The sequence below is a fragment of the Halococcus agarilyticus genome (assembly GCF_000334895.1).
Classification (GTDB): domain Archaea; phylum Halobacteriota; class Halobacteria; order Halobacteriales; family Halococcaceae; genus Halococcus; species Halococcus agarilyticus.
The window spans coordinates 118,423-133,282 of record NZ_BAFM01000011.1; the positions used below are offsets into that span (position 1 = coordinate 118,423).

Below are 14,860 nucleotides of genomic sequence, written 5' to 3' on the forward strand. Positions count from 1 at the left end.
GGCCGAACCGGCTCGAACGGCGATCGACGCGGCGGCGCTCAGGCGAAAGCGTATTGCGGGGTTGCGGTCTGGATTGAGAGAGATGGAGTACGGTCTCGTCGCGACCTGGTGGGTGGCTGTCGTCGGCCTCGCGCTGTTCGGTCTGCCGGTTGCCGCGTGGCTCTGCTCGACGCTTCCAGGCCGGGGTGCGGGGTTCTCGCTCGGCATCGCGTTGACGATCGTGACGCTCGTCGCGTTCTGGGTCGGCCACCTCGCGCTCGGGTGGGTGGCGCTCGGGGCTGGCCTCGTGGCGCTCGTGGTCGCGGCGGTGCTCGCGGTGCGGGCGGGCGTCGAGATCGATCGTCGGGCGGCCGCCGAAGCCCTGGTGGTGTTCACGCTGGTCTACCTCGGGGTCGTGGCCGTCCGGTCGGTCGAACCGGGGATCACGCCGGCCGGCGAGAAGTTCCTCGATTTCGGCCTGTTGACGTCGCTGTACCGCGCTCCCCGACTGCCGCCGGAGGACTTCTGGTTCGCGGGGGAGTCGCTGATCTACTACTACGGCGGCCACTTCGTCGCGTCGCTGTTGACCCGGCTCACGGGCACCCACCCGTGGTTCGGGTTTAACCTCTCGATGGCGGGCTTTTTCGGGATGCTCGCGGCCGGGGCGTACGAACTCGCGGGATCGATCGCGGTCGGCGACCGCGACCGCCCGGCCTGGCGGGCGGGTGAGCGCGGAGCGAGCGACTCGGGTTCGGCCGACGGGTCGCGCTTGACCATCGGCCGTGCAGCCACCGGCCCGTCAGCCCGCCGCGAGCGCGCGATCGCGGGCGTGACGGCGGTGTTCTTCACGATCTGTGCGAGCAATCCCTCGACCGCGGTCCGGCTCGTGGTGCGACGGCTGCCGGCGGCGATCCGCGGGGGGGCCGCGACGACGCTCGCGGCAGCCCACTCACAGCTCGTGCCCGAGTGGATCCTCCAGCCGATCCCTCGGGACTACTACTATAAGGCCGCCGGCCGGATCCTCCCCGACCTCTACACCCCGTTCCCGCTGTTCGGGATCGTGCGTGGCGACATCCGGCCCTACCTCCTAAGCACGCCGTTTCTGGTCGTCGCGACGGGCGTCTGTTACGCCTACTACCGCACGCCCGAGGCCGCGCTCGCCCGCCGGCGTGGCCTGGTGTTCGGGGCGGTCCCCGCCGTCGGCGGGTTCATGGCGATCGTCAACACGTGGAGCTTTCCGGTCGTGCTCGGCGTGTGCTGGCTCACGCTTTCGTTCGCCGACGCGGACCTGCGATCGCTGCTGCCGCCGGACGGGGCCGCGACCGTCGATCGGTTGGTCGGCGTGCCATCTGACCCGGCCCACAGCACGGCGCGCGGCGCGCTCGCGCGAACGATCGGGGCGGTGGGGATCACCGTCGTCGTGGGGATCGTCGGGGTGCTCGTCGCGCTCCCCTTCCTCCTCGGGCCGGTGGGATCGCGCCCGAGCACGCCTCTCGTCGTCCTCGAAGCCGCCGCACGCAGCCCGCTCGGCTCGGCGCTCCTCGTTCACGGGGGGTTCCTCGCGGTGATCGTCGCCGCGTGGTTCGCGGGGCTCCGCGACCGTGTGAGGACGCCGGTCGCGATCGCCGCCCTGCTCGCGTACGTCGTCCTCGTACTGTCCACCCCGGCGACGCTCGTCCCGTTCGCGCTGTTCGGCCCGCTCCTCGCGGTGGGCTGGTATCTCCTCGCCACCGATCGCGAGGTCGGCTTCGCGGGCGTGCTCGTCGTCGCCGGCCTCGGCCTCGTGCTCCTCGCCGAACTCGTCTACGTCAGGGAGGGCGGCGGCAGCCGGTTCAACACCGTCGTCAAGACCTACATGCCGACGTGGATCCTCTGGGCGAGCGCGACTGGGGTACTCCTCCCGCGGCTCGTCCGCGGACGGGGCGAGTGGTCGTGGCGTCGTCGCCGCCAGCAGGTCGGTGCGGTGCTCGCCGCGGTGCTCGTCGTCTCGACAGGGACGTTCGGCGTGGTCGCGCTCGGGAGTCACTTCGCCACCGCCGATCCGGACGAGCGGACGCTCGACGGTCTGGCCGCGGCCGAGGAGGAGATTCCGGGCCAGGTCGCGGCGATCCGGTGGCTCGACGACCGCTCCGGCCGGCCGACGATCGTCTCCGCACCCGGCCTCGCGGTGTACGCGTGGAGCGCCAGCCCGGCGGCGAGCCTCACGGGCGCTCCCACGGTCGTCGGGGTCTCCCACGAGATCCAGTACCGCAACCGGACGGCGTACATCGAACGCGCCCGCGCGGTCAACACCATCTACCTCGGGCCGGACGACTGGCGGGCCGACCTGCTCGCCGCCTACGACGTGGAGTATATCTATGTTGGTCCCACGGAGCGCGCCAGGTACGGCGACGTTCGCTCCTTCGCCGATCTCCGCGGCGTGACGGTCGCGCTCCGGGCCGACGACGTGACGATCTACGCCGTAAACGAGAGTCGCCTACCCGAGAGCGACCGGAACGCCTCGGTGTGAGGAAGGGCCGGTGACCGCAGCGAGCGGTACGAACGCGGTCTTCGGGGCGATCAGACCGCTTCGGACTGGAGCCACGGCAGCTGTCGGGCACCGAGCCACCGGACCAGCACCGAGGAGGCGTACCCCAGCACGCCGACCGCGATCATCCCGACGATGACGTTCGGGTACTCGCCCGCGGTGAACGCGTTCCAGATGAAGTAGCCGAGGCCGCTGCTCGACAGCACCTCCGCCGCGACGAGGCTGACCCACGCCAGCCCCATCGCGTTGACGAGGCCGGTGTAGATCGAGGGCAGTGCTCCGGGGAGCACGACGTGACGCAGAGTCTGCGACGAGGACGCTCCGAGCGAGCTGGCGGCCTGTGAGAACTCCTCTTCGATCCCCTGCACCCCCTCGATCGTGTTGAGGAGGATCGGGAAGAACGCGGCGAGGAAGATGATGAACCGGACGATGTTCTCGGCGCTGAACAGGATGATCGTCAGCGCCGGGAACCACGCGATCGGCGGGATCGGCCGGAGAACTTCGAGCGACGGGAAGAGGAGGTCCTCGGCGATCGCGCTGCGCCCGATCAACAGTCCCAGCGGTACCGCGACGACGGCGGCGACCACGTAGGAGAGGTACACCCGGAACGTGCTCCGGACGACCTCCCCCCAGAAGTACTGGCCCGTCGCCGCGTCGACGAACGCCACGACCACTTCCGGGGGCGTGGGGAGACTCGGATCGGTGGCGACGAGCATGGTCGCGACGGCCCAGATCGCGAGCACCGCCAGCAGCGACACCGACTGCTCGACGCGCCGGACGTACTCCATCAGGCCCGCCCCTCCGCCTGCTCCATCGCGCGTTCGGCCTCGTCGTGGATGCTCTCGCTGGCCCGGCGCTGGAGTTCGTTGAAGCGGTCGGTGGTGACCACGTCGGTGTCACGCGGCCGGTCGAGATCCACGTCGATGACGTCCTTCACTTGCCCTGGGCGGGCGGTCATCACGACCACCCGATCCGCGAGCAGGATCGCCTCCTCGACGTCGTGGGTGATGAAAAGGACAGTCCGGTCGTCGTCCTCCCAGACGTCGAGCAGTTTCTCCTGCATCAGCTCCTTGGTCATCGCGTCGAGCCCGCTGAACGGCTCGTCCATCAGCATGATGTCGGGATCGTTCGCGAGCAGCCGGGCGAGCTCCGCGCGCTGTTGCATCCCGCCCGAGAGCTCGTGGGGGTACGACTCCTCGAACCCCTCCAGCCCCATCTGATCGAACAGCGTCTCGACGCGGCTCTCGTCGACCGCGTCGCGCATCTGGGGACCGAACCGGACGTTCTCGCTGATCGTCTTCCACGGGAACAGCCGGTTCTCTTGGAAGACCACCCCGCGAGAGGGATCGGGGCCGTCGACCGGCTCGCCGTTGACCAGCACTTCGCCCTCGGTTGGTTCGAGGTAGCCCGCGATACACTCCATTACGGTGGACTTCCCACAGCCCGAGGGACCGAGCACGGTCACGAACTCCTCGGCCTCGATGTGGAGGTCCATCTCGTCGACCGCGGTGAGCTCGCCGCCGTCGGTGCCGTACACCTTCGACATGTCCTTGATGTTGACGGTTCCCGTCCCGCTGGAGTCGGTCCACGACCGGAACTCCTCGTCGCCGGCTGATTCCGACCGGTTCGTGCGGTTCGTGTGCTGTTCGTCCGCGCCGGTGCGTGCGTCGTTGGTGTCGTGTTCGCTCATGAGTGATCGTTCCGTTGGGTGTTCAGTCGCTGTCGGACCACGGGGTGAGCCGCCGACCGAGCGCCGCGACGAGCGCCGAGGAGGCGTACCCGAGCGCGCCGACCGCGAGCATGCCGATGACGATGGTTTGCTTGTTTCGCAGTCGCGACCCCCGGATGATGATGTAGCCGAGTCCGGGGCCGCCGGTGACGAGCTCGGCGGCGACGACCGTGATCCAGCCGAGCCCGACGCCGAGCGAGAGCCCGGTGATGATCGACGGCAGCGTCGCCGGCAGCACGACGTGCCGGAAGACGTTCGTCGCGGACGCGCCGAGGCTCTCGGCCGCCCGGCGGAACTCCGCCTCGACGTTCCGTGCGCCCTCGATGGTGTTCGTGAAGATCGGGAAGAACGCTCCGACGAACACGACGAACAGCGCGGACAGCGGGATCGACACCGAGCCGAGTGCGATCGCCGGGAAGACGATGATGGCGATCGGGAGCCACGCGATCGGCGGGATCGGTCGAAGCGCTTCGAGCGCGGGGTACAGCAGGTTCTCCCACCGCCGGCTCGTGCCGACGACGAGGCCGAGCGGGATCGCGAGCACCGCCGCGACCCCGACGCCAAGCGCCACCCGCACCGTCGAGTAGACGGCGTGGAGATAGATGGTGTCCCCGCCCTCGATCAGCGGCCGGCCGGCGAGCACCTCGCCGAACGCCACGAGGGCCGTCCCGGGGCTGACGAAGTGCTCGAAGTTGAGCACCCCGAACTGGTAGAACACCCACCAGACCCCGAGGAAGCCGACGAGCGAGAGGAGCTTTCGCATCCCTCGTGTCGGCGACGGGAGACTCCCCGAGAACCACTCGCCGATCCGGTCGGTCGCCGAGCGCGTGCTCATTCGCCCCCTCCCGTGGTGCCACCAGCCGAGGCGTTCGTGGTTCCCGAAGCGTTGCCGCCGCCCGACGCGTTCCCGGTCGATCGCGGCGACCACTCGACCGCGTCGTCGAGTTCCGCCGCCGCTTCGTTGAGGATCTCCGGCTTGTACCGGTCGTCCGGCGGCGGGGCTTCGAGCGCTCCCTGACGGGTGAGGAACTCCGGGCCGGTCTCCTTCATCAGCCGCCCCGGTTCCTCGGCCTGCTCATAGTCGGTCGCGTACTTCAGTCGCTGCACGTTCTCGCCGATCGGCGGGTCCCGGTAGACGCCCCACCGGAGCGACGAACGATCGAAGTACCGGAGGTCCGCTTCCTGGGCGACCAGATCGAGGGTTCGCTCGTGCTCGGTCGCGAGGACCCGCGTCGCTTCGAGCTCGGCTTTCAGAATTCCCTTCGCGGCCTCGCGGTGGTTGTTGATCAGGCTGTCGGTCATCGGGATCCCGCCGGCGTCAATCACGTCGTACTCCGCACCGGTCGAGACGTATCGCGTCAACTCGTCCTGGAACACCGACTTCGCGATCGAGGGCTCCCAGCCTAGCCCTGCCGCGATCCGCCCCTCGCGGAGGTTCGCGAGGATGGTCGAGATGGAGGTGTCCTCCATGGTGACGTCGATCCCCTCCTCTTCGAGCAGCCGCAACAGATACCGGTGGGTACACGACCCCTTCGTGACGCCGACGGTCTTGCCGGCGATGTCCGACGTCTGCTGGATGTCCGAGTTGCGGGGCACGACCAGGAGGTTACACTGTTGGCCCCGTGACCAGTTGGCGAGACCGACGAGACTGGCCGGGGTCTCGTCCTGAGCGATGGTGGTCAGCGCCGGCATGTCGCCCATCCAGCCCGCCTGGTTCTTCCCGACGCTCATCCGGTTGCCGACGACCGCGCCCTGGAGCGCCGACTGCCACGCCAACGAGTAGTCCTCGGGGAGGTACTTCTGTGGGATGTCGCTGTGTTTCATGACGAGCGCCTCCCACGCGTGTGCGGAGAACGGCTGGTAGCCCATCGTCAGCGTCTTCCCAGTGCCGGACGCGGCACCGAGACACCCGGTCAGTGTTCCGATTCCTCCGACAGCCGACGCCTGGAGGAACCGTCGGCGTGAGGGACTCATCGTCGCCTCGTTCGATAACATATTATCATTCGCTTTTGGCTGCTGTTCGACCGCCCGTTGATTGGCGCACGCTACAGTACGAACCCCGATCGACGATCGAACGGGGACCGAAGAATCGACGCGCACGACGCATCCGTACCGCTCGCATCGAGCGCAAGCTATCGGTACTGCGGTGTACGGCCGTCTCGGGGGAGAGCCTGTCGCCTGCGAATGAAAGTGTCCGCCGTTCGTTCCGCAGCGCACCGGTTTCACGGCGGGATGGTCGACGTTCGTTCCGCGATCAGTCGGTCGTGCTCGATCGGACCGCCCGCTCGGCCGCGTCGAGCGCCGCGTCGGGGTCGAACCCCTCGACGACCGTTTCGAGCTCCTCGCGGGACCGACCACGAAGCTCGCGTGCGTGTTCGGCGATGGTCGGGATCGCGCGGACGAGGTTGTCGACGATCGGGACGTCGGCGACCTGCGGCGAGCGTGAGAGCGGGTTGAGATCGATCACGATCTCGGTTTTCCCCATCTCATCGAGCGCCGCGGCGCGGTCGCCGTCCTCCAGGGGGACGAGCACCACGTCGGCGGCGTGGATGCCGTCGGCGTCGACCGTCGCGCGGGCGTGGTCGAGCCCCGGAATCTGCGCGTCGGCAGCCAGGCCCTTCACCTCGCTCGCCCCGTGCTCGCGGAGGTGCTCGGCGATCGCCGCCATCCGTTCGTCGGTGCGATTGAAGAGGTTCACCTCGATGTCCGCGCCCGTCGCTTCGGCGAGATCGACCACCGCCGCGGGACACAGCGCCGCGACGTTGCCGTTCACGGAGATCACGGGATGATCGGCGAGCAGGAACTGGGCGGCGGCGGCGCGGGCGGCCGCGTCGGCGCTCTCGATGGTGCGCTCGCCGAGCAAGTAGTCGTAGGCCTCGCCGCGCCCCTGCGCGATGAGCCCCTGCAAGGAGGTGATCCCCTTCTCGACACCGGCCTCGATCCGGTGGCGCGCGAGCAGCGACTCGTGGCGGGGGTGTGACTCCGGGATCTCGGTCTCGTCTGCGGGGGCGACGGGGATCCGCGGCTCCTCGCTCATACGGCCGTTCGGCCGCTCCGAAACAAAAGCACCCCGTGTTGGCGTCGGTGGGGAACCCCTACCCGGCGTCGTGTCCGACAGCTCCCGCACCCGGTCGGTGGATCCCACAGGTCGTCGGCTCGTAGCCCACATCCGAGAGGCCGGTGTCGAGCGCGAACACCGTCTCGCCGAGCATCGCCATCGACGCCACGCCGCCCGCCGCCTCGACGGCCTCGATCGCGTCGTCGACCCGCTCGGTCAGCAGGCCGGCCTCGCGGGCGAACGTCGCCGAGACTTTCATCACGCGTTCGAGCGTCGGTGCCTCCCGGAGCGCGGCGAGCGCGCGCTCGCCCGCCGTGGAGAGCCCGTCGGTGTCGCCGCCGAGGACCGCCTCGGTCGAGCGCCCGTCGAAGGAGACGTACTCGATCCGCCGGTTCGCCCGGACCGGGATCCCGTCGAGGTCGCCGTGCGGCGGCGCACCCGGCTCCACTCTGAGGGGCACCCCGCCGCGCGCCTGCGCCACCACGTCGCCCAACCCCGTCCCGGCGTCGACCTCGGCGGCGTGAGCCGCTCCAACGAGTTCGTTTTCGGTGCGTTCGAGGTCGAACCGTGCGTTCGCCGCGAGCGCCGCGCCGAGCGCCGCCCCGCCCGAGACGCCGAAGCCCGCACTCACCGGGAGCGCGGTCTCGACCGCGACGTGCGCCCTGACCCCGAGCGTGTCGAGCGTGCGCGTTACGGCGTCCATCTCCACTGGCTCGCCGTCGAGCGTGATCGCCGTCTCGCTCGTGCCGGGCGACGGCGCAACCGTGACCGTCACGCCATCGGCGAGCGCGATCCCCGCACCACGCGACCCCGAACGCCGGGAGTCCTCGTGTGGATGGACGCTGAAGAAGCCGGTGACGTGGCCGGGGACGAACGCTCGCATCGGGCCGTCCGAGCGCTTGTCTCGCTCCTCGTCCGGCGTCGTCATATCGACGAGTCGGCCGGCGACCGGGATAAGCCGCCCGTTCGGTGCGCGGCGGGGGCCGAGAACGGGTCAGTCCGACGGGGAGAGGAACAGTGTTTTGTACTGACGGGATGTACGCGACGAGAGAGCCGCACGCGCGGCTCAGTTACCATGCAACTCGACGAATTCGTCACCGCGAACGAACCCACCGAAGACGGCGAGACGTTCGAACTCGAAAACAGCAAGCTCCTCGACATCGACCTCGACGGATCGGTGACCGCCAAGGCCGGCTCGATGATCGCCTACACCGGCGAGATCTCCTTCACCGGGAGCGCCTCGGCGGAGGGCGGCCTCACCGGTTTCCTCAAGGACGCGGCGACGGGCGAGGGCGCGCCCGTGATGGAGGCGGAGGGCGACGGCCACCTCTACCTCGCGGATCGGGAAAAGCGCGTCCAGATCGTCGATCTCGATGAGGGCGAGGAGCTCTCGGTCAACGGCAACGACGTGCTCGCCTTCGAGTCCGCGGTGACGTACGAGATCCGCACCATCGACTCCATCGCGGGCTTCTCGGCCGGCGGGCTGACCAACGTCTATCTCGAAGGCCCCGGAACGGTCGCCATCACCACGCACGGCGATCCGCTCGTTCTTACTCCGCCCGTCCGGACCGACCCCCAGGCCACCGTCGCGTGGAGCGGAACCGCCTCGCCGGGCAACCACGTCGAGCGGAACCTCTCGAACGTGGTGGGCCAGTCCTCCGAGGAGACCTACCAGCTCGACTTTACCGGTGAGGAGGGGTTCGTCGTCGTCCAGCCGTTCGAGGAGACACCCTCACAGCAGCGGTAGTCCCTCCAACCACGAGGACCGTTCGGCGACGTCCGCGCTCAGAGCAGTTCGACGAGGGTGATCGTCCCGTAGCCGAGCGCGAGCGCGAGCGCCAGCGACCCGACCCACCCGAGCACCGTATAGCCCATCTTCCGGCGGCTGACGCCGGCCCCGCCGGCCGCGAAGCCGCTGCCCACGACCGCGCTGACGATGATCTCGTTGAACGACACCGGGATCCCGAAGACGACCGCGGTCTGGGCGATCGCGAAGGAGGGGATGAGCGCCGCGATCGATCGCCGGGGACCGAGCGAGGAGTAGTCCTGGGCGATCGCCTTGATCATCCGGGGTGCGCCCATCCACGAGCCGGCGACCAGGCCGATCCCGCCGAACACCAGCAGCGCGAGCACCGACACCGTGAACGGGAGGTGGGTTCCCTGAAACGCGGCGAGCAGCGGTCCGACCGCGAGCCCGACCTGGCTTCCGCCCGCCGAGAACGCCACGAGACCGCCGAGCGCCAACAGGAAGTGGCGTTCGGCGCTGTCGACGCCCGATCCGAGATCCCAGACGAGCGCACCGGCGACGAGACCGGCGACGGCGACCGACACGAGCCCCGTCCCGACCGCCGTCGATACCGGGAGACCGCCCGCGATCACGGCGGCGATCGACGCCCCGCCGGAACCCGAACCGAGCAGGGTGAAGGGGACGTTCGCGACGATGAGTCCGACGATCGCGCCGAGAACCGGGACGGTGTAGCGCTCGGGAATCCCTTCGTGGCGGAGCGTCCGTGCGGTGACGTACGCGACACCGCCGCCGACGAACGGTGTGAGCACCCACAGCGTCCCGATCTCGGCGTACTTCGGCCAGACGGGACTGCCGCCGAGCCCCAGCCCGACGCCGACGACCGCGCCCGTCACGGTGAACGCGGTGGCGATCGGATAGCCGGTGAAGATCCCGACCGCGACGAGCGCCGCCGCGAGCAGGAGGAGCACCGTCGAGGCCGTCGGCGAGAGCGAGATCCCGCCGACCAGTCCCGTGCCGACGGCGTCCGCGACGTTCGCGCCCTGGAGCACCGCGCCGAGGAAGCCGAGGATGCCGACGAGAAAGCCCGCTCGCATCACCGAGATGGCGCGTGCGCCCACGGCGGGCGCAAAGGGCGTCGATCCCGACGATCCCGCACCGATGGTCCACGCCATGAACAGGCTTGCGACGGTCGCCACGACGAGGATGGCTGCCGTTCCGGCCGCAACCATCCGTCAGGCCGTCCTCCAGTGGGACGCGCCTGTCGTCGACGCGCTGCGTGTCTCGTTTGCGTCCACGTCGGTCATGGAATCGTATCGACACCGCTCTCGGTTAAACTGTTGTTCCTGGCGCTCGCGTGGCGTGCCGAAGTTCGAAGGAGCGACCGACGATTGTATGGCGATTAGCACTGTTTTTCAGAGCCCTCACATTACAGATTTCTGTCTTGTGAAATCGACGTGCGAGACGTAGAGGCTGTATGCTGTACGAACGAAATGCGTTGTACTGACGACCGGTGGGATTATCGGTGGTGCAGTAAACTGATTTATTATGGCTGATTGTGTATTTTGCTCAATCATCGCTGAGGATTTGCCTGCATATCGACTGTACGAGGACGAGCGTTCGCTTGCCTTTCTTGATATTGAACCTGCGACTCGGGGGCATACGCTCGTTATTCCCAAAACCCACTACGAAACCACAACCGACATGCCAGAATCTCTCGCCGGAAGGGTATTCAAAACCGTTCACCACGTTTCAGTTGCGCTCGAATCGGCCTACCAACTCGATGGCTTCGCGCTCGTCCAGGAGAACGGCGTCACGGCGAATCAAGATGTACCCGTACCCCATGCCCACATTCACATCATTCCTCGATATGGAGACGATGATGCTCTTGACCTAGGATGGAGTGGCGAACGCGTTGACGAGACGTCCCAACAGGAGGTTGCCGCCACGGTTCGGGATGAATTGGCTTCGGATACGTGACCGATAAGCGCCCTGTATCTCGCACACTGGATCTCATAACTGCTGGGGAGGACTCGCGCAAAACTACGGAGCTCTCCGATGACCCCTATAAAACCGCTTAGAGGTTCATGTTGATCGTCTTGGTCTGGGAGTAGTGATCGAGGGTGTCTGCGGCCTGCTCGCGGCCGATCCCCGACTGCTTGTACCCGCCGAAGGGCTGGCCCGCCGGGAAGTCGTTGTACTGGTTGACCCAGATGTTGCCCGCCTCGATGTCGCGGGCCGCGCGGTTGGCCTTCGAGAGGTCGTTCGTGATGACGCCCGCCGCGAGGCCGTAGTCGACGTCGTTGGCGCGTTCGATCATCTCGTCGTAGTCAGACCACGCGAACACCTCCTCGACCGGGCCGAAGATCTCCTCCTGAACAGGTTGGGAGTCGTGATCGATGTCGTCGATGACGGTGGGGACGACGAAACAGCCGTCCGCGAGCGCGTCGCTCTCGGGTTGGCCCCCACCAGTCACGATCCGCGCGCCGTCCTCGCGGGCCTGTTCGATGTACGAGAGCGTGCGCTCGACCTGCTCCTCGGAGACCTTCGGGCCGAGGCGAGTGTCCTTCGAGAGCGGGTCGCCCATCTGGAGCCCCTCGGCGCTCTCGACGAACGCCTCCATGAACTCCTCGTAGACGTCCTCGTGGACGAACAGCCGGGTGCCCGCGGTACAGCACTCGCCGGTGTTGTAGAACATCGCGATCATCATCACCCGGACCGCCTGCTGGATGTCGGCGTCGGGGAACACCACGACGGGGCTCTTCCCGCCGAGTTCGAGGGTCACGTCCGAGACGTTCTCGGCGGCGGCCTTCATGACCTCCTTGCCGACGGCGGTCGACCCGGTGAAGGAGACCTTCCGAACGTCCTCGTGTCCGGTGAGCGGCGCGCCCGCCTCAGCGCCGTAGCCCGTGACGACGTTGACGACGCCGTCCGGAACCACGTCGTCGATCTTCCGAACGAGTTCGAGCACAGAGAGCGGCGTCTGTTCGGCGGGTTTGAGCACGATGGTGTTGCCCGCCGCGAGCGCGGGCGCGAGCTTCCACGTCGCGATCAGCAGCGGGAAGTTCCACGGTACGACTGCGCCCACGACTCCGTAGGGCTCGCGGATCGTCTGGATCGATTTGCCCGATCCGGAGGGGATGGTGTCGCCGCTGTGGGTCCGGGCCGCGCCGGCGAAGTACCGAAACTGATCGGCGACCAACGCGACGTCCGCGCGCGCCTCGCGGATGGGTTTGCCGTTGTCGAGCGATTCGATTTTCGCCAACTCGCTCCGGCGCTCCTCGACTCGATCCGCGATCCCGTTCAGCACGCGCTGGCGCTTTGTGGCGTCGGCCTCGGACCACTCCGTCTCGTAGGCGTCCCATGCGGCCTCGACGGCCCGATCGACGTCCTCCTCGTTCCCGGCCTGGGCCTCGGCGAGCACCTCGCCCGTCGTGGGATCGCGGGTCTCGAAGGTCTCGCCCGACGCGCTCGCGACGAACTCGCCGCCGATGTAGTGCTGTGCGGGTTCGTCGGGGATGAGTTCCTCGCGCGCCTCGCGGTGGCGCTCCCTGATCTCGTCGCGGCTCTCCTCGGGCGTGCGTGCGTCGGTAGACATGCGTCCCGCAAGAGTTGCCGGAGCGTGAAAAACCGTTCTGATAGTCGTTCCCACGCTGCCCGTCACGATGACGCCCAGAGTGCTCGAACTCACGTCGCAGCCAGCAGCCCTCTTCCACTCACTTCTTGGTATGTCTGCATCGTTCGTGTCGGACGCACTGGGCATTGCCGTCGCTACTCCGATCGTCATTGCTCCGATGGCTATCGACACGACCAGTACGTGTTCGGTCGCTTTCGTATACTATCCTGTTAGAAATCTGTCGCACAACCATCATCCACACCACAATCCGAAATCAAAACTAAATATTCCGAATTAAAGATTGATAATAATCATATTCGATCTCGCATATCTACATCGAATCGATATTTCAAACTGCTATAAAACAATATATCTACCGGCATACGCTTCCGATACAACTGTTGTTTTATCTTGTAGCTGATTCAAATCTACCATCATATGATACATAAACAACGCTGTCTTGCAGTTGCGATTTCATTGTTAGTCGTTGTGTCGACGGTTCCAGCTGGGATACTTGCTTCCCCGGCTTCGCAGATACAACCGACAACGGATACTGCCTCAGGGGAAACTCAACTCAGTACATCGCTCAACGATTCTGGCCCCGATACCAGTCATCGAGAGAGTATCTCAATAACGCAGTCCGATTCGAATACAACGAACACTTCTTCTGAAGCGGGCCGAACCAAACCTGGCTCTGAACATTCCTCGGAAACACGCTCCGCAAACCGCACATCTAATCCTTCGAATAACTCTCGCACCCGTTCATCGGTCTCAACCGTCTCAGAAACTGACCGGGTTGTGGCGTTCTATCAGGTAGATCTGGTCTTTGGCTCTCCAATCAAACAACTTCGGGGCGGTGAGGGGTATTATACGAACGATAGGCTGATTCGGTTCGCGCACGGCGATACCAAGCGCGCGCTGACTCGTGGTTCCGGAAACCTCTCTATTTCGAACGAAACCCGCTCGAACTGTGTCGAAAGTCAAGAGATCGCCGTGAAAAACGGTACAGCGACGACAACAGTCACGATTCGAGAAGGATGTAGCGATGTCCCTCTCTCGCTCGTGAGCTATCAAAAACCTGGTCCTGGCTGGAGTCCGGAAACCGAGTCGGACCAAACGTTTGTCGATGCAGAATCCAGCACTCTTGATCCAGGTACGTACACTTTCTCGGTTGATCTCCCCGAAGCCTACGGTACCGCTACTGATCGCACTACCGTCGCTAGCAACTCTGCCACCTTCGGCAAGAACGTCACGCTCGGTCCTGGCGTCGTCGTCGGTGATAACGCTACTGTCGCAAGCGGCACGAGTGTTAGTCATCGAACCCCAATCGGGCGCAACGTTACGATCGGTTCGGGCGTCACCATCGGTGCAGGCGTCATCGTGAATCGCGACGTTTCCATCGGCGACAACACGCAGATCGGTTCAGGAACACGGATCGGAAGCGGTGTCTCGATCGGTCAGAACGTCATCATCGGTCAGGACGTGAAGATCCGTCCGGGCGTCTCGATCGATGACGGCGCGACGATCCCTCCGAACACGACTGTCGACAGTGACGTCTCCGGTACCGACGACAGCGTGACTCCCTCGGAACCGACAACTCCACCAACCACCTCACCGGCGATGCCGACGGTTCCCGGCAGTTCGTCACCACCTACCACGTCGCCTGCCGAACCGGAACCAACAGCGACAACGACTACCGAACCAGCGCCGACGGCAACCGAAACGACGACCACTACGCCGCCAGACACGACGGCTGAATCCCCCACCACGAACACCGCCACCGCAACAGAAACCGCTTCACCGGCGACGGAACAGCCCACAGACACGGCAACCGAGACGACGACCCAATCCACGGAAACACAAACACCTACCTCAACGGCGACTACGACGGTCGCTCAAACTACTGCTCCGGCGACCACTACGACCTCAACGACGGAACCAACGGGAACACCCACTACAGCACCGAGTCCGACCAGCACGACTCCAACAACTACCGCCTCACCGACTCCGACGACGACAGACACCACAACGACTTCCACTCCGACAACCACGACGATACCACCGACCGAAACCACTACTCCGACAACCACGACGATACCACCGACCGAAACCACTACTCCGACAACCACGACGATACCACCGACCGAAACCACTACTCCGACAACCACGACGATACCACCGACCGAAACCACTACTCCGACAACCAC

General features: G+C 66.2%; 13 protein-coding genes and 1 pseudogene. 4 read left to right on the forward strand and 10 right to left on the reverse strand.

All coding sequences use genetic code 11. The annotated features are described in order from the left end of the window. Positions 1-82: 82 nt before the first annotated feature. On the forward strand, positions 83-2,488 hold the full coding sequence (locus TX76_RS10570; protein ID WP_049902377.1) for a DUF2298 domain-containing protein: 2,406 nt from the start codon (positions 83-85) through the stop codon (positions 2,486-2,488). 50 nt (positions 2,489-2,538) lie between these two features. Here TX76_RS10570 and TX76_RS10575 read toward each other — a convergent pair whose 3' ends face one another. The 6 genes from TX76_RS10575 to TX76_RS10600 all read right to left on the reverse strand — a co-directional run bounded on the left by TX76_RS10575 (position 2,539) and on the right by TX76_RS10600 (position 8,221). Further along, positions 2,539-3,294 carry an ABC transporter permease gene (locus tag TX76_RS10575; protein ID WP_049902379.1) on the reverse strand — a complete coding sequence of 252 codons (756 nt, stop codon included), beginning with the start codon at positions 3,292-3,294 and terminating at the stop codon, positions 2,539-2,541. After that, positions 3,294-4,196, reverse strand: coding sequence for an ABC transporter ATP-binding protein (locus TX76_RS10580; protein ID WP_049902381.1), 903 nt, complete (start codon positions 4,194-4,196; stop codon positions 3,294-3,296). The genes TX76_RS10575 and TX76_RS10580 overlap by 1 nt, the downstream gene beginning before the upstream one ends. A 22-nt stretch (positions 4,197-4,218) precedes the next feature. Further along, positions 4,219-5,070, reverse strand: coding sequence for an ABC transporter permease (locus TX76_RS10585; RefSeq protein ID WP_049902382.1), 852 nt, complete (start codon positions 5,068-5,070; stop codon positions 4,219-4,221). Next, positions 5,067-6,209 (reverse strand): ABC transporter substrate-binding protein, encoded by a 1,143-nt coding sequence (locus TX76_RS10590; protein WP_228842358.1) that lies wholly within the window; start codon positions 6,207-6,209, stop codon positions 5,067-5,069. Before TX76_RS10590 ends, TX76_RS10585 begins: the two co-directional genes overlap by 4 nt. A gap of 280 nt (positions 6,210-6,489) precedes the next feature. Then, positions 6,490-7,272, reverse strand: coding sequence for a 4-phosphopantoate--beta-alanine ligase (locus TX76_RS10595; RefSeq protein ID WP_049902383.1), 783 nt, complete (start codon positions 7,270-7,272; stop codon positions 6,490-6,492). 58 nt (positions 7,273-7,330) lie between these two features. Beyond that, complete coding sequence (locus tag TX76_RS10600; protein ID WP_079890802.1) at positions 7,331-8,221, reverse strand: pantoate kinase; 891 nt, start codon at positions 8,219-8,221, stop codon at positions 7,331-7,333. 147 nt (positions 8,222-8,368) lie between these two features. Here TX76_RS10600 and TX76_RS10605 point away from each other — a divergent pair, with 147 nt between their 5' ends. Then, positions 8,369-9,040 (forward strand): AIM24 family protein, encoded by a 672-nt coding sequence (locus TX76_RS10605; RefSeq protein WP_049902384.1) that lies wholly within the window; start codon positions 8,369-8,371, stop codon positions 9,038-9,040. Between the two features lie 38 nt (positions 9,041-9,078). On the opposite strand, the gene TX76_RS10610 is transcribed toward TX76_RS10605, so the two are convergent. Beyond that, positions 9,079-10,269: an inorganic phosphate transporter gene (locus tag TX76_RS10610; protein WP_049902386.1), complete on the reverse strand. Its 1,191-nt coding sequence runs from the start codon at positions 10,267-10,269 to the stop codon at positions 9,079-9,081. Positions 10,270-10,585: 316 nt separating this feature from the next. On the opposite strand from TX76_RS10610, the gene TX76_RS17080 reads away from it, so the two are divergent. Further along, positions 10,586-11,017, forward strand: coding sequence for an HIT family protein (locus TX76_RS17080; protein WP_079890803.1), 432 nt, complete (start codon positions 10,586-10,588; stop codon positions 11,015-11,017). A gap of 97 nt (positions 11,018-11,114) precedes the next feature. Here TX76_RS17080 and TX76_RS10615 read toward each other — a convergent pair whose 3' ends face one another. Then, on the reverse strand, positions 11,115-12,635 hold the full coding sequence (locus TX76_RS10615) for an aldehyde dehydrogenase family protein (RefSeq protein ID WP_049902388.1): 1,521 nt from the start codon (positions 12,633-12,635) through the stop codon (positions 11,115-11,117). Between the two features lie 456 nt (positions 12,636-13,091). Here TX76_RS10615 and TX76_RS18650 point away from each other — a divergent pair. Then, positions 13,092-14,156 (forward strand): annotated as a pseudogene (locus tag TX76_RS18650) (DapH/DapD/GlmU-related protein); the annotation flags it as partial. Here TX76_RS18650 and TX76_RS18340 read toward each other — a convergent pair. Continuing rightward, a complete protein-coding gene (locus tag TX76_RS18340) occupies positions 14,129-14,506 on the reverse strand; it encodes a hypothetical protein (RefSeq protein ID WP_228842359.1) in 378 nt (125 codons plus the stop codon). The pseudogene TX76_RS18650 and the gene TX76_RS18340 overlap by 28 nt on opposite strands. 42 nt (positions 14,507-14,548) lie before the next feature. Beyond that, a partial coding sequence (locus TX76_RS18345; RefSeq protein WP_228842360.1) for a hypothetical protein occupies positions 14,549-14,860 on the reverse strand: 312 nt, incomplete at its 5' end.